The 20,159-nt window shown below is 44.7% G+C and carries 33 protein-coding genes and 1 pseudogene; 31 read left to right on the top strand and 3 right to left on the bottom strand.

Annotated features, from left to right (window positions below):
- From BM181_RS07235 to BM181_RS07200, 8 genes are all read left to right on the top strand, one after another.
- Positions 1–1,488 (top strand): LlaJI family restriction endonuclease, encoded by a 1,488-nt coding sequence (locus BM181_RS07235; protein WP_075443408.1) that lies wholly within the window; start codon positions 1–3, stop codon positions 1,486–1,488.
- A gap of 4 nt (positions 1,489–1,492) precedes the next feature.
- Positions 1,493–1,864 (top strand): very short patch repair endonuclease, encoded by a 372-nt coding sequence (locus tag BM181_RS07230; RefSeq protein ID WP_256211320.1) that lies wholly within the window; start codon positions 1,493–1,495, stop codon positions 1,862–1,864.
- A 203-nt stretch (positions 1,865–2,067) separates the two neighbouring features.
- Complete coding sequence (locus tag BM181_RS07225) at positions 2,068–2,925, top strand: hypothetical protein (RefSeq protein WP_075443404.1); 858 nt, start codon at positions 2,068–2,070, stop codon at positions 2,923–2,925.
- A gap of 377 nt (positions 2,926–3,302) precedes the next feature.
- The gene (locus tag BM181_RS07220) at positions 3,303–3,836 is read left to right on the top strand and encodes a super-infection exclusion protein B (RefSeq protein ID WP_075443402.1); all 534 of its coding nucleotides are present in this window, start codon (positions 3,303–3,305) and stop codon (positions 3,834–3,836) included.
- 161 nt (positions 3,837–3,997) lie between these two features.
- A complete protein-coding gene (locus BM181_RS07215; protein ID WP_075443400.1) occupies positions 3,998–4,225 on the top strand; it encodes a DUF1659 domain-containing protein in 228 nt (75 codons plus the stop codon).
- 21 nt (positions 4,226–4,246) lie between these two features.
- On the top strand, positions 4,247–4,462 hold the full coding sequence (locus tag BM181_RS07210; RefSeq protein WP_075443398.1) for a DUF2922 family protein: 216 nt from the start codon (positions 4,247–4,249) through the stop codon (positions 4,460–4,462).
- 11 nt (positions 4,463–4,473) lie between these two features.
- Positions 4,474–4,617, top strand: a complete 144-nt coding sequence (locus BM181_RS07205; protein ID WP_072022702.1) for a YvrJ family protein — start codon at positions 4,474–4,476, stop codon at positions 4,615–4,617.
- Positions 4,618–4,923: 306 nt separating this feature from the next.
- A complete protein-coding gene (locus tag BM181_RS07200; protein ID WP_075443396.1) occupies positions 4,924–5,148 on the top strand; it encodes a hypothetical protein in 225 nt (74 codons plus the stop codon).
- A gap of 64 nt (positions 5,149–5,212) precedes the next feature.
- Here the strand turns inward: BM181_RS07200 and BM181_RS15130 are convergent, their stop codons facing one another.
- Complete coding sequence (locus tag BM181_RS15130) at positions 5,213–6,157, bottom strand: hypothetical protein (RefSeq protein WP_143092136.1); 945 nt, start codon at positions 6,155–6,157, stop codon at positions 5,213–5,215.
- Positions 6,158–6,330: 173 nt separating this feature from the next.
- Between BM181_RS15130 and BM181_RS07185 the strand changes: the two genes are divergently transcribed.
- The 20 genes from BM181_RS07185 to BM181_RS07090 all read left to right on the top strand — a co-directional run bounded on the left by BM181_RS07185 (position 6,331) and on the right by BM181_RS07090 (position 17,114).
- Positions 6,331–6,915 (top strand): ClpP family protease, encoded by a 585-nt coding sequence (locus BM181_RS07185; RefSeq protein ID WP_075443390.1) that lies wholly within the window; start codon positions 6,331–6,333, stop codon positions 6,913–6,915.
- 15 nt (positions 6,916–6,930) lie between these two features.
- Positions 6,931–8,349 (top strand): type IV secretory system conjugative DNA transfer family protein, encoded by a 1,419-nt coding sequence (locus BM181_RS07180; RefSeq protein WP_075443388.1) that lies wholly within the window; start codon positions 6,931–6,933, stop codon positions 8,347–8,349.
- A gap of 2 nt (positions 8,350–8,351) precedes the next feature.
- The gene (locus BM181_RS07175) at positions 8,352–8,843 is read left to right on the top strand and encodes a hypothetical protein (RefSeq protein WP_075443386.1); all 492 of its coding nucleotides are present in this window, start codon (positions 8,352–8,354) and stop codon (positions 8,841–8,843) included.
- A 2-nt stretch (positions 8,844–8,845) separates the two neighbouring features.
- Positions 8,846–9,727: a metallophosphoesterase family protein gene (locus BM181_RS07170; RefSeq protein ID WP_075443384.1), complete on the top strand. Its 882-nt coding sequence runs from the start codon at positions 8,846–8,848 to the stop codon at positions 9,725–9,727.
- A 3-nt stretch (positions 9,728–9,730) separates the two neighbouring features.
- Positions 9,731–9,931, top strand: coding sequence for a nucleotidyltransferase domain-containing protein (locus BM181_RS15760; RefSeq protein ID WP_075443382.1), 201 nt, complete (start codon positions 9,731–9,733; stop codon positions 9,929–9,931).
- Positions 9,932–10,074: 143 nt separating this feature from the next.
- Positions 10,075–10,812, top strand: a complete 738-nt coding sequence (locus tag BM181_RS07160) for a metallophosphoesterase family protein (protein WP_075443380.1) — start codon at positions 10,075–10,077, stop codon at positions 10,810–10,812.
- Between the two features lie 8 nt (positions 10,813–10,820).
- Complete coding sequence (locus BM181_RS07155) at positions 10,821–11,123, top strand: TnpV protein (protein ID WP_177207178.1); 303 nt, start codon at positions 10,821–10,823, stop codon at positions 11,121–11,123.
- 11 nt (positions 11,124–11,134) lie between these two features.
- Entirely contained in the window at positions 11,135–11,443 is a 309-nt protein-coding gene (locus tag BM181_RS07150) for a hypothetical protein (protein ID WP_075443376.1), read from the top strand.
- Between the two features lie 338 nt (positions 11,444–11,781).
- The gene (locus tag BM181_RS07145; RefSeq protein WP_075443374.1) at positions 11,782–11,976 is read left to right on the top strand and encodes an antitoxin VbhA family protein; all 195 of its coding nucleotides are present in this window, start codon (positions 11,782–11,784) and stop codon (positions 11,974–11,976) included.
- An 8-nt stretch (positions 11,977–11,984) separates the two neighbouring features.
- On the top strand, positions 11,985–12,296 hold the full coding sequence (locus tag BM181_RS07140; RefSeq protein ID WP_075443372.1) for a nucleotidyltransferase domain-containing protein: 312 nt from the start codon (positions 11,985–11,987) through the stop codon (positions 12,294–12,296).
- A 73-nt stretch (positions 12,297–12,369) separates the two neighbouring features.
- Entirely contained in the window at positions 12,370–13,209 is an 840-nt protein-coding gene (locus BM181_RS07135) for a hypothetical protein (protein ID WP_075443370.1), read from the top strand.
- 146 nt (positions 13,210–13,355) lie between these two features.
- Positions 13,356–13,643: a hypothetical protein gene (locus BM181_RS07130; RefSeq protein ID WP_075443368.1), complete on the top strand. Its 288-nt coding sequence runs from the start codon at positions 13,356–13,358 to the stop codon at positions 13,641–13,643.
- Entirely contained in the window at positions 13,636–14,202 is a 567-nt protein-coding gene (locus BM181_RS07125) for an RNA 2'-phosphotransferase (RefSeq protein WP_075443366.1), read from the top strand. The genes BM181_RS07130 and BM181_RS07125 overlap by 8 nt, the downstream gene beginning before the upstream one ends.
- Before the next feature lie 118 nt (positions 14,203–14,320).
- On the top strand, positions 14,321–14,626 hold the full coding sequence (locus tag BM181_RS07120; protein ID WP_075443364.1) for a TnpV protein: 306 nt from the start codon (positions 14,321–14,323) through the stop codon (positions 14,624–14,626).
- 24 nt (positions 14,627–14,650) lie between these two features.
- On the top strand, positions 14,651–14,956 hold the full coding sequence (locus BM181_RS07115; RefSeq protein ID WP_075443362.1) for a hypothetical protein: 306 nt from the start codon (positions 14,651–14,653) through the stop codon (positions 14,954–14,956).
- Positions 14,957–15,068: 112 nt separating this feature from the next.
- On the top strand, positions 15,069–15,368 hold the full coding sequence (locus tag BM181_RS07110; protein WP_143092134.1) for a hypothetical protein: 300 nt from the start codon (positions 15,069–15,071) through the stop codon (positions 15,366–15,368).
- Between the two features lie 241 nt (positions 15,369–15,609).
- Positions 15,610–15,837, top strand: a complete 228-nt coding sequence (locus BM181_RS07105) for a DUF1659 domain-containing protein (protein ID WP_075443358.1) — start codon at positions 15,610–15,612, stop codon at positions 15,835–15,837.
- A 21-nt stretch (positions 15,838–15,858) separates the two neighbouring features.
- Positions 15,859–16,074, top strand: coding sequence for a DUF2922 domain-containing protein (locus BM181_RS07100; protein ID WP_075443356.1), 216 nt, complete (start codon positions 15,859–15,861; stop codon positions 16,072–16,074).
- On the top strand, positions 16,074–16,232 hold the full coding sequence (locus BM181_RS07095; RefSeq protein ID WP_255449436.1) for a YvrJ family protein: 159 nt from the start codon (positions 16,074–16,076) through the stop codon (positions 16,230–16,232). Before BM181_RS07100 ends, BM181_RS07095 begins: the two co-directional genes overlap by 1 nt.
- Before the next feature lie 702 nt (positions 16,233–16,934).
- Positions 16,935–17,114 (top strand): DNA cytosine methyltransferase, encoded by a 180-nt coding sequence (locus BM181_RS07090; RefSeq protein ID WP_218150105.1) that lies wholly within the window; start codon positions 16,935–16,937, stop codon positions 17,112–17,114.
- A gap of 520 nt (positions 17,115–17,634) precedes the next feature.
- Here the strand turns inward: BM181_RS07090 and BM181_RS15285 are convergent.
- Positions 17,635–17,784, bottom strand: coding sequence for a hypothetical protein (locus BM181_RS15285; protein WP_177207177.1), 150 nt, complete (start codon positions 17,782–17,784; stop codon positions 17,635–17,637).
- Between the two features lie 79 nt (positions 17,785–17,863).
- The gene (locus tag BM181_RS07085; RefSeq protein ID WP_075443354.1) at positions 17,864–18,439 is read right to left on the bottom strand and encodes a beta-class carbonic anhydrase; all 576 of its coding nucleotides are present in this window, start codon (positions 18,437–18,439) and stop codon (positions 17,864–17,866) included.
- Between the two features lie 189 nt (positions 18,440–18,628).
- Between BM181_RS07085 and BM181_RS07080 the strand changes: the two genes are divergently transcribed.
- The 3 genes and pseudogenes from BM181_RS07080 to BM181_RS07075 all read left to right on the top strand — a co-directional run bounded on the left by BM181_RS07080 (position 18,629) and on the right by BM181_RS07075 (position 20,118).
- On the top strand, positions 18,629–19,342 hold the full coding sequence (locus BM181_RS07080; protein WP_075443352.1) for a metallophosphoesterase family protein: 714 nt from the start codon (positions 18,629–18,631) through the stop codon (positions 19,340–19,342).
- 26 nt (positions 19,343–19,368) lie between these two features.
- Positions 19,369–19,500 (top strand): annotated as a pseudogene (locus BM181_RS15755) (efflux RND transporter permease subunit); the annotation flags it as partial.
- Positions 19,501–19,521: 21 nt separating this feature from the next.
- On the top strand, positions 19,522–20,118 hold the full coding sequence (locus tag BM181_RS07075; RefSeq protein WP_075443350.1) for a YSC84-related protein: 597 nt from the start codon (positions 19,522–19,524) through the stop codon (positions 20,116–20,118).
- Positions 20,119–20,159 lie beyond the last annotated feature (41 nt).

The following is a 20,159-nucleotide window of genomic DNA, read 5'->3' as shown; positions in this document are numbered from 1 at the left end:
ATGCATACCGCTTGGTTTCGTGAACTTTGCAGTTATTCTGAAAGTTATATCTGCAACCAATTAAAACTAACATCAGAAGAAGGCCGCTCTATTATTACCCGTTTGCAAAACAGCAACATCCTTCGACGAGTAAAAAAGAGCAATTCATTAGATGGAGACGTCACTCTGGAAGATATAAACGAAATTCTTACTGATGATAATCGCTACTTTACTTTCACCTTTGTGGGAATACTCATGTTGAATGATGTTGTCATTCGCTGCTATCCAAAATACCTAAAAAACGTCACCTCTAGCAGCTTGCCCACCCAATTTAATATTATTCTGTCAGTCATCCGCAAATACGAAAAAAACAAAGAACAAAAAATATACCTAGGAGCCAGTAGCCGTAATTCATTAAAATCACTATCTCTCCTTTCGATTGTATTGGAGATAATCGAACAATATCGGAAAACAGGCTTCTATCAGGTGCAGGAAACTGTTGAGGAAATTAATGGTATGGGTGACATCAATTGGGAAAGAACAGTTCATGAAACGCAAACTTTGATATCTCATGGACGGCCATTCTATCCGAATATGTATACAAAACAAAACGTATGGGATGACCTGAATTTTTTTTACTGCCTGCATAAATGCATTATCAGTGAATGCTTTGATCTCATTGAAAAAGCTGATTTAGCAACATTTGTTGGTATCCAAGGACGGTATAGCTCCGATATACGTCGCAACTCACTTGGTTCTGACGAATTTTTATTGCGACGAATTGAACAGGAACTGACACGTCAATTTATTACAAGTAAACGTCATATTTTGCAACTCATGCAACTTTACCTTCTTCGTCAAGGAGTGCGGCGTCAAAGCAAGTTATACTTCTATGGTACAACTACAATGAACCTCATTTGGGAAGCCGCTTGTGGTGAAGTACTTGGCAACCAACTGCAATTAAAGTTTACAGAGAAAAATTTCCCTGAACTTGCTAGTAAAAAAATAAATAGTTTTAGTGCCAAAGGCAAAACGTTGTTGCAGATGATTGATCGCCCTGAATGGGTTTCTAATGGCTTTTTGCATGGCATAAAAAAAGATACTTTAATACCTGACTGCATTCGGATACGAAATGATCAAAACGACCAGTTGACTTTCTGTATTTATGATGCAAAATACTATAATGTTGTATTTAATTCCAATGCTGTCAGTGGTCAGCCAGGGATAGAGTCAGTGACCAAGCAATATCTATACCATATGGCCTATTATAAGCTGCTAGAATATTTTGAGATAAATAATGTCCAAAACATCTTTCTTTTTCCTTCGGAATCTGCAAGCAGATGGCTAGGACATGTTACACTGCCATTACTGAAGAACGTAACCGGGACAGATATTCTTGCCTTGGCCTTGGATGCAACAAAGGTTTTCCAATACTATCTTGACGATAAAGAGCTGCCTATAAAGGAAGTGTTTTATAATAGATACACATACGAAAGCCCAGCGTCATAGAAATATGCAACGGATTTGTGCCAAAGATACAAAACCTGAGCTAATCCTACGAAAAGAACTATGGGCACGTGGACTGCGTTACCGTAAAAATTTCAATAAACTGCCCGGGAAACCAGATATTGTGCTGACCCGTCAAAAAATCGCCATCTTTGTTGATGGCGACTTTTGGCATGCGCGTGGATATCAAGACAACCCTGGGGCGCAGGTTGGTTCAAATAAAGAGTATTGGCAGAAGAAGCTGGCCCGCAATGTGGAACGGGATAAAGAGGTTAATGACGAACTAACCGAAGCGGGCTGGCTGGTTCTGCGCTTTTGGGAGTCAGACATAAAAAAGGATTTGACCAGCTGCATCCATCAAGTTGAACAGTATTTGTAACATTAAATATAAACTAATTTCTCAAAACACCGTTTTAAAATCAAAAGTAAAGGATGAACTAAAATGACAAAAAATATATATATAAATGGTTTTTATATTTTGTTTTACCCCTTTTAATTATTTGTGGAATTATACTAGGGGTACAAAAATTCTATTACTTAAATTGGATAGAACACGCTTTTAAATATGAAGATTTAACCGTATTGATTAGTTTTTCGAGTGCAATCATTAGTGTCATAACCGCTGCTGTCGGGATTTACGGCGCAAGAATTGCTTATAAAAAATGGAAGGAAGAAAAAGATAAAGAAGAAAAGGAAAGAAAAAAAGAAAAGGAACAAGCAGCAAAGAAAAGAGAATTAAACATTCAAGAACGTGCACGTCGGGAAAATAATCGAAGAAATATAGATGAGCCGTTGGTTTCTTATATAATCCAGCAGGAAGCATATCGAAAAATGTACATGAGTCATGATGATAGGTGTTCTAAGGATAATTTACCTATCATAACGTATTTAGATGAATTTACAGGCAATCACCCAAAAGTGAAAGAAAGTTTAAGTAAAGCCAAATTCTCAGAGCTATTAGAGAAGGCAGATAAGAGTTGTGTCAGTTTTGAACTTTTACAGCTTATAAATCTATATCTGTTTTTAGATAAACTTGAGCATGATATAAGACAAGAAATTATTAACTGTTATACTAAATCTATTTTGAACATACAAAAGAAAGATTTAGTACGACAGTTATGGGATGTTTACCTTAATCCAGATACTTTAAAACTTAATTCTATATTAATAATACCTGAAGGATTTAAATATGTAGCAATCATAAAACAGCAAAAAAATATTGAAAACCAATTAGTAAATGCCATCATCGATGAATATATTAATGATTTGAAGATGTTAAATCTTTCAACGCCAACACTCACCTGGGATAATATACTTGATGGAACATGTATTGATAAAATACCTACCGACAAAGAAGCCAGCGAGCTCGTTTATGATTACACAGACAAGGCCTCAGGATATTCTGTTTTACAAGGAAAAGTCTATTTACCAACAACATAAAATAGTGCTTGCATTTGACCGGTCAACTCCATATTTCAGGAACTGAAAGAACTTTCTTATAACAAATACCAACTGAATACATTTTCGAAAATGATAAATTTTATGGGTATCTGGCGCGACACTTCGCTTGGTATATTGGGGGTGTCATATTACGTTCATACATGATAAGCACGTTGTCCTGTCGAAATTCATTTCCCCATATACATGAAAAAATTAAACTGGCAGATAATGACTAAATACAAGCATTACCTGTGGACGATAAATGTTATAAATATTTGAAAATTCCACCATGGAAATGTATTTAAGGGTACGTATGAATTTAACGAATAACCTATAATTTACTGGCGCATATTTCACGAGAATAAAGGAGAAATATAATGGCTGAAAGTATTAAATCAATTTTGGCATTATTTAGGTTATCCATTGAAAGCCATATTTGCATTACATTGTTTACAGGTTCATGTTTATTATTACCCAAAGAGGTATTAGAAAAGATTGATGTATTTGTAGTGGTTAATAATTATCGTTCAATTATTGGTACAGTGTTTCTTTTATCTATATGTTTTATAGTTGTCAAAACAATAAAATATATCATAGATAAATATCAGAGAAGCAAGTTAAGACGAATAGAGAAAGAATATTTATTAAATCTTGATAAATTCCAAACACAAATTATTATGGAATTACTTCAGTCTCGTGATTATACACGAGAATATGATTGTAAAAATGGAAGCATAACAAAATTGGAGCAATATAGGATTATATACAGAACATCTAGTGTAACTGCTAATTATGATATGCAACATATATTTTTTCCATATACATTAAATCCTTGGGTATTAGATGCAATCGACGATGATAAAAAATTAAAAAAGAAATTTTCTCTTGCTTTTGACAGGTCAACTCGGTAAACTGGCCTTAGAAACGAAATATTGAAGCATTGCGGAATGCTGACCTTTGGGATTTGGGTATCTGGCGCGAGGCGCTTGATATATATGGTTGTCATTCCGCAACAAAGCCGCGCGGGGTGACGACCGGGCGGCTTTGTTGCGTTTCTGAAGGAGGTTTTATCATGGAAGCCAAGAGAGAAGATCAGACTTGTGCGCTGAAGCTCAAATACGTTAAGGGGCAGAACTCGGCAGGCAAGGATGTCTATGCGGTGGTGACGTTCCCGCATGTGAATCCGGAGGTAACGGATGCGGATATGTACGAGACGGTTGTCCTTATGGGGCGGCTGCAGGCGCGCAGTCTCCATGCGATTGTCCGCGAGGATAGTGCGTCGCTTATTCCTCAGGGTTGAGCGTAAAGGAGGAGTATTATTATGAAAAAAACGCTTATTGTCAGATTCAACCGTCTCGATGGAAAAAAGGCGGAGCTGGTATTTGCCAATCCGCGTGATGACATCACGCCTGCGGAAATTCATGAACTGGTGGAAAAGATTACTTCCAAGAAGTTCTTCATCATCAGTGGCATGCCGTTGGTGTCTTTGGATATCGCATTCGTCCGCACGGTTGAGGATGAGGCAATCGTCGGCTGATGGATGCTGCCATGGAGCAGACGATTCTGACGGCGATATCGGCCGTGGGGTTCCCAATCGTGGTGACGTTCTACCTCTTGACCCGTTTCCAACGGTCGATGGATAATCTGACGGACAAGATCGGGGAGCTCATCAAGGAACTCCAGCGGCATTAGCCAAAGTTACTGCCATTCCCATAATCTAAAAATCCCTGCACGCGGGCGGCTGACAAGTCAAGTTGACAAGTCAGCCGCCCGCGTTTGTGCTATAATTGTGGCAGGTGTCCTCGTTTCCAATTCCGCAAGACGCTTGTAAGGCCACTTTTCCCATAAAGTGGCCTTTTTTATTTGCAAACTACCGAACATAATTTCTTGATATATATGTTCGGCTGTGCTAGAATAAAAGCATAAGGGAGACCGAACGTAAGTTTATATTGACGTGTCAAATGTCAAAAGTTAATATCCTGGGAAAGGAGCTGCATCATGGAGCGCTATTATATGCCAAAGTCCAACTGCGCCCAAATATTCATGCCGTTTGATGTTTTGGCGGGATTCCTGCAGATTGAGGAGGAGATTACGCTGGTTTGCAGTAAGTTTGGCGAACAGCGCCGTGTTCATGGGCGGCTAAAGAAAATCGACTACGCCTGGCGGCAGCTGGTGCTTGACTGTGGCGTCGTGGATGCGGATGCCGTTGTGGCGATTGAGTGACGGAAAAAAAATACGAACAGCAAAAAGACAGCTCAGGCGAGCTGTCTTTTTGCATGTGATGATATTATTGGCCATCTTCCATTTGATACAGGGCTTCTAGTGACTGTTCATAGTCCTGCATGAATTCGTCGGCGTCAATAAGATCGGCTGCTTTGTCAGAGGCAGGGGCGGCAGTGCCGCTTAGGGTACTGGCCTGATACACGACTGTTACCAGATTTTTGTCCGGGTTTACGGTGTGGTCAAGGATATGGTTCAAGGCAAAGCCTTTGCGCAGAGCAGTCTCGATTAGTGTCTGGTCGAAGGATTCCTCATCGGTCGTGATGCTTATCTGAACTTTAGCGATGGGGCCTGTCTGTGTGGACGGTGCTTTATGTCCCTGGTAAAACGGTTTCCAGTCGGCAGGAACAAGATAGCAGCTTTCGTCATTGTAATTGAGTTTGGATATTTGACTTAATGGAGGAAGCAATACGCCTGGCTCATAGGGAATGTAGAACATGGTCTTTTGGCGGCCCAGCTGAATCTTGATGGCGCCGAGCTTGAACATGTCACGGTAGCAGATTTCGGCAGATTTGCGTTTGGCATCGGGGGCATCATCGCCCTGCGTATATTCCTTGGGAAAAATCAGGGGAAAGTCCCAAAAGTCTTCGGAGGGCAGGGAGATGTTGGGAATCTGGCTGCGCGTGATCTTAGTCCAGTCGGGGATATTGCCAAGGAACTCGCGGCAGAAGCTGCTATTGTTTACGCGTTCATCCTCTGGGTGTTTGCGCTGATATTTTCTGAGTTCTTGTTCGATATTTATTCGCCGCGTCTGGCGGGTGAAGGTACATTTCTGAGCCAGATACTGCCGCAGCATGGCTTCATCGTAGATGACACGGGCGCCTTGGGCGGGCGCGTCTTCGATATGATCCACACAGTGGGTGATGTGGCGGATGATGTAATTGCGGCTCAGTTTTAAGCGTGACATGAGTTCGCTGATGGATATACCAGGTGTATCTTCTGGATAATTCATGGCTGCACTCCTTTAAAATGGATATTTCAGTATGATTATAGCCTAACAGTTTGGAGAAAACAAACCGATTCTGCAGAAAAAATGCTTGCCAAATAACTAAAGTTAAGCTATGGTGTAACAAACACGGAAACCATGGCTACGCTGTTCTAAGAAAAATTCAGGAGGAAGACTATATGCAGACTTTAATCAAAAGCGTGAATGGGTATCAGCCCATTCCTGTCGATGCCTGGTTGAATGCCAGACGGCTGCTCTTTATTCAAGGGGAAATCAATGACCAGCTGGCCATGATGGTGGTCAAGCAGGCTGCTTACTATGTGCAGGAGGATGCGGCCCAGCCCATCAAGCTGTTTATCAATTCCTGTGGCGGGGAAATAGACGCGGGGATGATTATTTACGACGTGATCCAGTCCTGTCCGGCACCGATTTATATTTATTGTACAGGCAAGGCGTACAGCATGGCAGCTGTACTGCTCTGCTGCGGGAAAGCGGGGCAGCGTTATATCCTGCCACACAGCAAAGTGATGATTCATGAGCCGCTTATCGCCAGTGGTGTGGGCGGCAGGACCAGCTCGATACAGACCATAGCAGAAAGCATGATGAAGACCAAGGATGAGATGGTTGCCCTTTTGTCCCGGCATACAGGGCAGAATCTGGAAACCCTATATGAGATGACCAAGACAGATCACTATTTTTCGGCAGAGGAAGCTGTGGCCTTTGGGCTGGCGGATAAAGTGGCCGAGTTTGCGGAAATGATATAGCAGGGAGTGGGCAGGATGAAAAAACGTAAGAGAAAGCAGCAGCATAGTCTGGTGATGGAGGATAGGTTTCAAAAACCGTGCCGGCAGGAAAGCTTTGATGTCTACCGTCTTGGCAGCGACAGCCGGGTACATGTCACGACAGATTCCCGCACGACAGGCTGTAACAACAATTATCTGATAGTGGGCGGGTCTGGCAGCGGCAAAACCGAGAGCATCGCCAAGCCCATGATTCATAGCACGGTCAATAGCAATCTGGTGGTAGTCTGCACGAAAAAAGAAATCATCCAATATACGGTAAGTGATCTCAAGGAAAAGGGCTACCGAACCTTGTTGCTTAATTTGGTTGAGCCGGAAAAATCGCTATATGGCTATGATCCGTTGTTCTATTGCCAAAACTCCGTGGATGTCCATGACCTGGCGCACACTTTTATGCGGGCAACCAATCATAGGGAGAGTGATAACGATCCTTTTTGGTCAAATTCAGCTGAGAATCTGATGGCAACCATTATGGATGTTGTCCGTTCAGGAAACTATGAAAAAGGAAAGTCAATGGATAAGGCCCTGTACCTGTTAGACTATTTGTTTTATAGCGACAGTGAGGATTGGAAATTAATCGAAGCGTTGGATACAGAGGCGGAAATAGCAGAAAAAAAGAAGAGGCAACGGGGGCCACTGGATATACTGATAGAAAAGGAAGAAAAAAAGAAGAGGCAACGGTATCCACTGCATATACTGATGGAGGAAAAAGCAAAAAAGAAGAGGCAATGGAATATTGTGTGGGAGACATTTATCAATCTGCCGGAACAAACCGGCTCATGTGTGGCAGCTTCGGTTCAGGAACCGTTGAATAAGGTGTTTACGGAGGAAATTCGTACATTACTTAGAAATGAAAAGAAATTTACCTTTGCAGAACTGCTGCAGCCAAAAACAGCGGTAATTGTATATGTATCGCCGGTAAACAGGGCCAATCATGCCTTTGTCAGCATATTTTATCAGCAACTGTTCAAGAATCTTTTTGAGCTTGCAGAGAAGAAAGACAGTGGGAAACTGCCGTATCCTGTGCAGGTAATCTGCGATGACTTTGCTACGGGCTGCAAGGTGCCTGAGTTTCAGGAGTTGATTTCTATCTTTCGTGAAAAACGTATTGGGGTGACGCTTTTAATACAGTCGGAAAGCCAGCTGGCGGCCATGTACGGAGATAGAAATGCAACCACCATCATCAATAACTGTGATACGTATGTTTATCTGGGGGGCATGGACCTAAAGACCTGCGAAAGCATAAGCAAAAGGCTGAATATCCCCAGCTATGAAGTATTGAATATGCCTATTGGCATGGAATATGTCTTCCGCCGTGGACAGGAGCCGATAAAAATGAAGCGGTACAGCGTGCAGGACGTGAATGAGAAGACAACCAAACGAAGCAAGGAGAGATGATGATGTATTGCGAGACCGATGAAGAAGAGACGCTATACGATAGGTGCGGCTGGCGTGCGGCCTATCATAATATTGCCCCCGAAAGCGAAGATATATTGGAAAAAACCATTGCCTATACAGTGCTGCAGGTGAAGAGTAATATGCAGGGAATGACGGAAACAGGGGAGAGTATGTTTGATCCTCATGGCCGTCTGGACGCCAGATATCTATTGGATTATGCGTGTGGAAACACCGCCTGGAAACTGTATAGGGACTGCATATGCGGGGATTATAATCCCCTCATGCGGCAGGCCGTGGAATCGGTGGCCTGGCAATTCATGTATCGGGAGACGGCGCGTATTCCGCAGGACATTTTAAAAAAGCTTTTTGACCGTTTTGGCGCCGCAGGCTTTCCGTACAGTTATCCCACGGAAAAAACAACCCTTAGCAGCCAGGTGGCAGAGCCTTTGATGGATTATTTGTATACCCTGGCGGATAAGGAAAGAGGTTATTAAGGATGAGCATGATCTATCTGATCACGGATACGCATCTGGGGCATGCCAATATGGTCAAACATTGCGGCCGGCCGGCAAATTTTACGAAACTCATCTACAACAATTGGAGCAAGAAAGTCAGGCATGATGATACGGTTATCCATTTGGGGGATATTGCATGGACGGAGACGGATTTGCAAAAGATGATGAAACTGCCCGGCAGGAAAATCCTTATCCGTGGCAACCATGACAAGCGGCGCACGCAGGAGTATCTGGATATGGGCTTTATTCTGGTGGCAGATGAGCTGACCATGGATTTTGATGGTATGAAGGTGTTGTTTACGCATAAGCCAAAGTTTGGGCATACGGCGGATATCAATATTCATGGACATTTGCACAGTCTGCATAGGGAAGATATTTCAAGGCTCTACTGGCCGCTTAGCTTGGAACATATGGGGTATCGGCCAATCGCACTGAATCAGGATGTACTGCATCAGCTGCATTCGTGGGTAGCGAAAAAGCATGTTCCATCGTTGGGCGAACTTGTGGCCTTTCGGCAGAATCACGTGGGCGCGCCAAGACTGGTTGACTATATGGGAAACACGCTTATGCAGTCAGGAAAGGCTCCGGAATTGATTACAAGTGATGGTGAGGTTATTCTGTTACCGATTGCGGAGCTGATAAGGTTCAGCTATGGGCCGGAATATGTATATATGGTGCTGACGAAGGACTTCTTTGACAGGCATATGCAGGACAAGAGGATAAGCCGTTGTAAAATAATGAAAAATAATGACCAGGTAACGGAGGCCATTATTAAAGCCTGCCGTCATGAGGTGATGGATAAAACTGAGAGCCTGACGAAAAAAATGGTGCTGATCTGGATGCATACAGGAGAGCAGTGGTGAAGGATGGCTTCCGTTAAACCGTTTTTGAATAGGAACAGGATATTTCCTACACAACAAGAGGCTGTGGCGGAAATGATCGAGGTTTGTAAAAAGATCCCTAATATCAGGAAAATTATTATATTTGGCAGCAGTGTAACACCCGAATGCAATCCTTGGAGCGACATTGATATTTACTTTGAAACAGAAAAAGAAATGAATAGGTGACCTTCAATCGGAAGTTATACGGTGGTGTTTGATAAGTGGGACAATTTTACCGTTGATAATAACCTGCGTGAGGAAATAATGAAAACCGGTGTGCTCGTTTATGAGAGGCAGGCGCATGTCGGCTCCGTGGAAGGAGAAAAGTAATGAGAAAACTGGAGCAATATAAGCGAATTATTTCAATTGGTGATATCCATGGCCATTATGACAAGGCCAAAGAGCTATGGGAGAAAATCCGTTTTAACGATGAGGAAGACCTGCTGATTTTCCATGGAGACTATATCGACAGAGGGGCAGAGTCCGTCCGCACCCTGCAGTTCGTAAAATCCCTGGTGGAAGGCCATGAAAATATCATCGCCCTGAAAGGGAACCACGAGGATTTCATGCAGAGCTTCTTCGACATCTATTCCATTGAGGATGCGGACTGGTGGAACCTGTATGACTTATGGCTTGACCCGCGCAACGGCGGGGATGTGACCCTGAAGCAGCTCAGCAAAATTGACCGCCGTGAGTTTTATAAGCTCCTGCGCTTTGTCCAAAAGCTGCCCCTGTATTTAGACCTGGGGGAATATCTCTTTGTCCACGCAGGCGTTCACCCCCGCAAGGAGCACCTGGCTGACCAGACGGAACATGATTTCCTCTGGATTCGGGATAAGTTTCTGAAATACTACAGAGGCAAACAGACCATCGTTGCAGGCCATACGCCGGTGCAGTATCTGTACAGAAAATGCACCGTGCCCATGATGCTCTCCAACAACATTCTGCTGACAGATACAGGCACAGCCTTCGGCGGGGAGCTGTCTGCGGTGAATGTGCGGGACTTAACTTACCTGCAGAGTGGCAGCACAACGGACAAATGGAAAAAAATTGATAGCGAGGGATAAGCATGTATATGACAGACGAAGAGCTTTTGGCGAAAAACTATGGCTTCTGGGGAAATGCGCATAGAAAGTTTATGTATGAATACCGCAGTCCGGACTGGGAGCTGCTGCAGGATGCAGGAAAGCTGGAGAGCTATTTTATGGAAATGAATGATAAATTCACTCGGAAGGAAAGAAAAATGCTTGATAATGCACTTCGCAGGTCAGGCATGATGGCAGCGTTGAAAGACCAGGATGCAAACGAATGGACGCCCCGCTACATCAGGGTCAGAGAGGCCATACGGAAGCTCCTGTTAAAAGAGGTTGGCTATTAATAAGGGAAAAAATGGTTACAGTAACTTTTAAGTTCAAAAAAGAAAAGCTGAAGGAATACGGTAAAACAGAGGATGAGTTGCTAAATCCCTTTCGGGAAGATCTAAAGCCCTGGACTGTTAGTGAAATAGCCCCTGGCGTATTTCAAAAGGACGGCCAAGATGCATTGGTCATCTTGGATTTTCCGTTAATGTATATAAGAAAAAACCTTTACTATTTACAGCTGTTGGATGAATGGACATTGGATATAGATGGCGATATCGAAAACTGTAAGGAAGAACTGATTAATTATTACAGGGAGAATGGACAAGCACTTGAATAAAGAATTTTGTAAAGCCATAGAACGAGGACAAATAAAAAAGAGAGGTCATTAAATAACCTCTCCATTAAGAGTTCCCTGCTGGTTGTCAGCCGCGATACCCAAAGTGGGGTATCCTTACGGTTCGGGAATCATTAAGTCCCCCGACTGGACTACAACTTTATATCCAAGTTGCCTGGCGCGATACCCAAGGTGGGGTATCCTGGTGATGGCGCTTACCCTGTCCCATCTACAGCACAACTTTTTACGATGCTCTCTCATCGAGGATATTACTATCCTGCCTCTATTATACTATACGGTTCATAACCGAACAAGCAGGAAAACAAAGGAGCAGCAGCCTTATGAAACTTCCCAACACCCCGAAGAATCAAGCCATCGCAGAGGTGGCAGCTACCCTGGCCATCGAAAATATGTATCCCGACGAAGCCTTTATAAAGGAAATCCTAAAAGTTGAAAACGGCGAAAAAACCTATGAACAGTTAAGACAGGAGATACTGGCTGAATATAGAGGAGAGAGGCGACCAAGATACAGATAAACGAATTGATGATGGATTATGTAACGGAACTGAAAAAGATATACGGCCATAAACTGTTGCGTGTCTCCCTGTTCGGCTCCTATGCCAGAGGCGATAACCGCGCCTATTCCGACATCAATGTATTCATTTTGGTGGATGGCAGGGACAGTGATTTACATGACTACTCCGACAGGCTCTACGAAATGACCGTTGAGTTTAACATGAAAAATGATGTGGATGTCCAAACGGTCGATATGAGTACAGCATATTACAACAAATGGGAACATGTACATCCCTTTATTTTGAACATAAAAGAGGAAGAAATAAGGTTTTATGGATAAATTTCATATGCTGACCTTATCGGCAAAAGTTTTCCCCATCTGATTAGTATGGAAATGGAAAGGAAACCTGAATATGTACAAGCTTAATAAAGAATTTATCCATAACAGAATAAAAGAAATAAGTGGGACGGATAAATTTCGCCATTACGAAAGACATACATATCCCTTTACAGAGGCGGCAGAAGCCATAGTAAGAGTGTCCGGCGTAGACCCGGATATTGTTTTTGCGGTAATAAACAAAGGGGATTATATCGAAGACGAGGATTTTGTCATAAGCGTAGCAAAAGCCCTGGATGCCCAAGTGGAGGAAGTTGCCTCGTCAGTAGAGCAAGAGGATAACCGGAAGCTGATGACAAGAGACCTGAGAATACCGTATATCTACTGGTGTGATGTACGAAGAATTGCCTCAATCCAAGAAGAAAAGAAGATATCCCGAGAAGAAATACATGCGTTCATGAGCAGGACTATGGGGTTGTCACATGCTGAAGTGGAGGCCTTGCTGAAAGGTGTGCCGACGCAGGATGCAAAAAGGGTTTCCTATCTGGCACTCTGCCTGAGATATGATTCATTCGGCATAGTAAGAGCCAAGGAGGTAGGAATACTGCGTTCAAGGAGACAGGAGCCGAATGTTAAAGAACATTGTTATTATTCTTTTTCAAAAGATGAATTCCGTAAAGCCATAGGAAGGCATCAAATAACACAATATGATATTGACCTGTTTGAGCGTGTATATAACAGGCTGCATAGGACATGGAAGTTCGACAGGATGATGCAGAGGATAAGATTTGCGAATGGAGAAATGAAATTATGTGCAGAGGCTATCCAGGATAATGACCTTCACCATGGAAACTGTCTTGCAATTAAAAGGCGGGTAGAAAAAACCTGGCGTATATGCATGCACGTTATTTATTGATGAAGGTAGTAGGATATACCGACTTTCAGGATATTTTAACAGAAGTGGGAAGCAATGACGGATTCTCAAAATGGCTTTGGAAAAATCTAAACTTTATTTATGATTAAAGATAAGGAAAACGTGAAAAGAGCTGGGAGATGTTAAAGATGATAAATCCATTTTTGGGCTTTCTGGACGGGACAAAAGTTGTCTGTTCTGACCCGATAGATATTGATGGCAGGATGTGTGTGCGTGTTCTGTTTGAACGCTGGAGCGATAAGCGCAATGATTTTGACCGTATGGAGTGCCTGCTGCCGGACGGGGAGATGACGGGGGTTAAAGGTTTTAGCAAGGCCGAAGTTTGCTATCACCATAGGAAGATGATTCAGATGCAGGATAGTATTCTGGAATGGTCTAAAGAAGATGCCGAGGAGAGGCATGAGAAGGATGAATGAGAAACAGTTTTCGGCAGTCGAGGTACGAATAAGCAAGTGTATTTCTCGTATCCTGCGGCACAGGCCGGAAGAGGCAGGTGTGGCCATGGATGAACATGGATGGGTGGATACGGAGGACTTGAGGAAGGCTCTGGAACGTCGGGGGTATTCTGTGGATGCGCAGTGTCTTGACCGCATGGTGTACGGCAACAGCAAAACACGGTTTGTCTATAATGAGAACAAGTCAAAAATCAGGGCCTGCCATGGGCATACGGTGAAGGTGGATGTGGAACTGAAGGCCGCACGGCCGCCGCAGTTCCTATACCACGGAACCATTGGGGAAAACATGGCTTCCATTGCAACGGAGGGGTTGCTGCCGATGAAAAGGCTATATGTCCATTTGTCTGCTGACGTGGAATCTGCGCAGCAGGTGGCCAAAAGACGAAGGACGGCCAGCGGGTATATCATATATCGCATTAAATCGAAAGATATGATGTATGATGGACATACCTTTTGGCAGGTGGAAAACGGGATATGGATGACAAAAGTTGTACCGCCGCACTATTTGGACATCTTGTAATACCTTTTGGACTGGTAACAGTCCCGCTGAGAGAGCATCGTTAAAAGATGTGCTGCAGAAGGAATGCTGTAATGCGAAGTCTGAAGGAGTATAAGCAGGAAAGAAAGGAGCGTATAGGATGCTGAGTGATGAGGAGATACTGGCGAAAGACTATGGCTACTGGGGGAATATACGGAAGCGAAGTCTCTATGAATACCGACCCGGAGAATGGGGGTTGCTGCAGGATATGGACAGACTGGAATACTATCTGGAAAAAGTAAATGCGGAGTACACGGCAAAAGAAAGATATAAGCTGGATATTATGCTGAAAAGGTTTTGTGTGGATGAAGAACTCAAACGCCTTGATGCAGTAGCATGGAAAAAACGATATGATCGTACCAGAGAATATGTGCGGAAGAATTTACGTGAGGAGCTGGAGCGGTGAAATACATGGGAGGAGAGATTTATCATGCAGTATTACATTGTTAAGGAAGCGCTTCAATCCCTGCTAGATGAAAGCAGGTATGAAGATGCAGCGGAATTGTATGATGTGCTCAAGTGGGAGCATGCAGAGTGCCTTTCGCTGCTGCAGAACGGAGGGCCGACGCGGAATCTGTCGCTTGTTGGCGATATATGCCGTCTGCTTAACGCCGTGCCTTTCCAGTTTACGATGACAAAGGAAGAATACGGCGATCGTCATCCAAGGGACATAAAGGCTGTTCTGGCAATGGCAGACGCGCCGCTTGACTATGATATCCGTCATTTTGAAAGCTAAGCAGTCATGGTTGACATGTCAAGCTGCCAGCCATGAAACATCATGGATGGCAGCATATGCTATACTGTAAGGAAAGGAAATAACTGTAAATTATTTATCCAGAGGTGAAAGGATGTCAAATATGATCTATTGCTACGGGGAATTAAAGAAAGATTGTGTGGCTGACTGGGAAAATGTGAAGGATCCGTTTTCGCTCTTTGCCTGGAAAAAAGAGCTGACGATTTTCCTAAGCCAGGCCATACAGGCCGAGAAATGGCTGCGGGATAAACGGCAGGTCGACTGGGGGGCTTTCGCCAGCCGTGGTGGATATGATGAGTTCTGTAAATTTTTTACGGAACTTGGACTGGAAGAGGAAAAAGAAGAGCTGCAGCAGGGCAAAGAGTATGTTTTTGCCAGTATTGAAATCGATTGAGTTGAAGGGAGAATTCCTGCTCAGGTTTTTCCTAGAGAACAGAAAAAATATCCAGAAGATTCTTGCCTTTGACATGTCAACTCGGTAAACTGACCATAGAAACAAAAAAACGATAGCAGTGGTACCTTCACTTATCTGGTATCTGGCGCAAAGCGCTTGATATATTTGGTTGTCATTCCGCAATAGAGCCGCGCGGAGTGACGACCGCGCGGCTCTGTTGCGTTGTAAAGGAGGTTATATCATGGATGCTAAGAAAGAGGATTTGACCTGTACGCTGAAGCTCAAGTTCATCAAGGGGCAGACGGTCACAGGGAAGGATGTCTATGCGATGGTGACGTTCCCGCATGTGAATCCGGAGGTCTCGGATGGAGATATGTACGAGGTGGCAGCGCTCCTGGGGAGACTTCAGGAGCGTACCATCCATGCGGTTGTCCGTGTGGACAGTGCGTCGCTGGTTGCTGTGGGCTGAGCGTAAGGGAGGTTTTGCATCATGAAGAAGACGTTGATCCTTATTTTCAACCGTACCGATGGCAAGACGTCGGAGATGGTGATTTCGGAGCCGCGTGAGGATGTCACGAAAGCGGAGGTGGATGCCTTTGTAACGAAGGTACGGGAGACGAAGTTCTTCCTTATCAACGGTATGGAGCTGGCCTCCTTGAAGAAGGCGCTCATCCGCACGGTGGATGAGGCGGAGATTACAGCTTGATGGCAGATGGAGCCATGGAGCAGACTATTCTCACGGCTATTTCTGCCGTTGGGTTCCCGATTGTGGTGACGTTCTACCTCTTGACCCGATTCCAACGGTCGATGGATAATCTGACGGACAAGATCGGGGAGCTCATCAAGGAACTCCAGCGGCATTAGCCAAAGTTACTGCCATTCCCATAATCCCAATCCCTTGAACGCGGGCGGCTGACAAGTCAAATTTGACAAGTCAGCCGCCCGCATTTGTGCTATAATTGTGGCGGGTGTCCTCGTTTCCAATTCCGCAGGATGCTTATGAGGTCACTTTTCCCATGAAGTGGCCTTTGGTGTTGAAAAATGTCGAACATAGGTTTATATTGACAGGTCACCGCATGATGACTTGTCAGTATGCGGTGTAAATGATATAATAAAGCAACAAACGAGAAAAGATGGTAGCCCACTGGGTTTACCGATAAGAGAGCTTTCAGGCTGGTAACCTGTGAAGCTCTTTTATTTTTGAGCCGATACAAAAAGGCTTGACCACTACAACATGACTAATAGTATATTTTTAATCAGCCTCATGATTTTGGTAAAGGTATGCACGCTGTAAATTGTTCATGTCAATGACAAGGAAATAACAGATTTACCTATTTTGCAGTATTAGGCTATAATTGAATTACATATTTTGCAAAAAGGGCTGGTAATGGAGTTAGAATATAAACAGTACAAGTCAAAATGAGAAATCCTAAATAAGTTCATGACATGGTACAATATATGTACCTATCTTGAGGCGGATTTCAGAATGGCTAAACAACATGACAAACAGTTTAAGCTTGACACAATTCAATATTACGAAGATCATAAGGAGTTTGGCTTGCGTGGTTGCAGACCTTCCCCGATGACTATCTGTTCAAGGGAACTAAAGAAGAAGTCCGCCGCCAGATTGGCATGGCAGTTCCTGTGGAAGGTGCCAGAATTATTTTTGAAGCCGTGCTTAAAACCTTTGCTGGGGTTGAGTACGAGCATGTGGATTGTAATCTTAAATTCGATAATGACAACTAAATAAATAAGCAAGAGCAGCTTGTCAATAGGCTGACATTATGGTATACTGTAACTACAAATGAGGTAATGATGTTAGCCCATGGCTTTACATCGGCAAAAGAGCTTCCAGCTTGGTTAACTGGAAGCTCTTTTGTTGTGCATATAAATAGAAATCGCCAAGACATACGTCCTGGCGATTCTTGCCATCAAGCTGGTTGGTTAGTCCATCTTGATGACAGTGTTAATGTTTGCCGCTTTTCCTGAACACGTCGTAGAGCCAAGCTGCCAAAAGGCTGCTGGCAGTGCCTACGACAAACGAGGTAATAATGTTTTCACTCATGACTTTCACCTCCCTCGCTGCCGTGGTATTACCATGGTTAGAGGTTGCGGCAAATATTAGTATATCACAGAATGAAGGCCCTGGGCGGGAAACGTGGACCAAAACTCTATATTACACTCCCTGGCAGCTAAAATGTATGGTATTTGAGCTGACGATATAAAAACGCACCAATGCGATATGCACTGGTGCGTTTTTGTGTCCTTATCTATAATAAATGACTGTTTTGCGTTCGATATGCCACTGCTTAATCGGACGATTCGGACGACGATCATCAGTAGGATAAACGTAACGCTTGCCGCCGGCCACCTTGTCCAGTTCCATATTGTTCATCTGGTTCATGAGCTTTTTCATTTTGTTTTCCTCCTCCACATCTTAGCGTGTTGTTTTCTTGCTTTCTGTTCTTTATATTCGTGAACTTGGAAAGTGTTTGTTATTTTTTTGCATAATCATAGCCTTCTATGATGACATCCAGTTTTCCCGTTCGCGGATGGAAGATCAGTCCGTGGACAGGGACGTCGGCAGGGATCAAGGGATTCAAGCGGATGGCTTCGACGGTGTCGATGACGTTTTGTTCGGGATGCTGGAATTCGTCGGCCCATTCTTTTAGTTCCTTGGCAATCATGTGGATGGCTTCTTTGGGGACGCCGCGTGAGAGCATGGCCTTGGTGAGGCTTTGCGAGGTGGTCTTGGACATGCCGCATTCGTGGTGGCCGATGACGAGGATTTCCTTCACACCGAGCTCATAGATACAGACCATAAGGCTGCGGATGGTGCCGTCGAAAACGCCTGTTACGGAGTTTCCTGCTGTCTTGATTACCTTGGCATCCCCGCGGGCCAGGCCTAAAGCGGGTTCGAGGAAATTGACCAGCCGGGTATCCATGCAGGTAATGATGGCTACCTGTTTCTGGGGCAGTTTGCTTTGCTGGTGGTCTTCCTGCGTATAGTCCATCGGTGGGGCGGCGCAGAATGAGGCGTTGACCGCCAGGATATCTTGTAGTACGGACATCGTGTGTTCCTCCTTGCTGTTGTTTGTTTCTTTCTTTCCTATGTAGTTCTTTTGCCGGCGGCATTTTTCCTGCCTGGGGTGCGGATTTGACATGTCAATCCGGCTATAGCCAGGGGGTGTTGCTGGGGCTATAATATAGGTAATAGACAGGATAGCGAAGTCGGCGTGATGGCTGGGAGATGAAAGGCAATGAAAATAGAACGGTTATTGGTCGTTGGCGATATTCATGGGCAATGGGACAAATTCCAGTCCCTGTTTGCGAAAGTAAGATTCAATCCCGAAAGGGATCTTATGGTCTTTTTGGGCGATTATCTTGACCGCGGCGATAAGCCTGTTCCGCTGATGGATTTTATCCTGGCGCACCAGGAAACCAAGGGGATGATTTTCTTACGGGGAAATCATGAACAGATGTTTCGGGATGCCCATTATGCTATGCCGGCAGAGAAAAAGGGCTTTTGGGAGTGGCTTTCATCCCCAAGGCAGATGTGGCTGGACAATGGCGGGCGGGTTACGTGTGACAAAATCAAGGAATCTGGGCGCGGGGAAGCGTTGACCCGTGCTTGGATTGAATGGGTTGAGCGGCTGCCGCTGTGTACGGAACTATCGGCAGCCGGTAAGACGTATTGGTTCATGCATGCAGATTGTGATCCAGGGCTGCCGCTTTCTAAACAGGATCAGAATGTGCTGCTATGGGGAAGGTCTTTGGCGAATCATCCGGAATTGCATCAAGGCGAAACGGTTATCGTATTGGGACATACGCCGGTACAGTATTTAGGCTATGCGGCCAAGCCGCAATGGCTGAATCATGGCAGACTGGTGCTGATGGATACCGGCAGCTACTGCCCCGACGGCTGTGTATCCTGTGCGGATCTCTTGAGCCGTACCATCTATCAATCCGATTGATGGGCAGGGGGCCGCTGGGCTGCGATAGGAACAGCATGGGAACGGCGGTAGTAGGCGGCATGATTTTTGCTACCATACTGGGAATCTTCCTGATTCCCGTCATGTATTGCCTGGTGGTTTGGATTACAGCCAGATTCAAGAAGAATAAGGCCTTTTGAAGCGATAAGGAGCGTGAAAGTATGAGACAAACCTTGCAGAAGAGAACGGCACTATGGCTGCTGGCCGTGCTGATGTTGTGCCTGCTGCCGGCCACGGCTTTAGCGGCCAATCCGGCTAAGATCCAGAAAGAACGGACAGAGATCGAAGCGTTGTCGGCCAAGGCGCTCGAAAACCTGTATGCCAAAGTCCCTTCGTCAAGGGCGGTCATCCGGGATTGCTACGCATATGCTACGCTTAGCAATACGGGCATGAAGCTCGGGCTTTTCGGCGATGCTCATGGCCGCGGGCTCGCCGTGAATAATAAGACCGGCGAGAAAAAATACATGCGCATGAAGGAGCTGGGGCTGGGCCTTGGCCTGGGGGTCAAAGAGTACGACCTGATTTTCGTCATCGGCACGGAGCAGGCCTGGCAGTCCTTTATCGCAGGCGATATCAAGTTTGCCAGTGCGGCCGATGCTTCGGCAAGTGACGGGCAGGCTGGCGGTGCCGTAGAGGGCGCCTCGATTGCGGCCAAGGGTATCTGGGTATATCAGATGACCAAGAAAGGGCTTTCGCTGGATGCCTCCATTAAAGGCACGAAAATCTATGCCGACAAGAAATTGAATACCTACGAATAACAAAGCGTTTGCCGCAGAAAAAAGCCACGCAACAGAAGTTT

Origin of the sequence: Pseudoselenomonas ruminantium (assembly GCF_900113715.1) — a bacterium.
GTDB lineage: Bacteria > Bacillota > Negativicutes > Selenomonadales > Selenomonadaceae > Selenomonas_A > Selenomonas_A caprae.
This window is presented reverse-complemented; position numbering and strand designations above follow the sequence as displayed.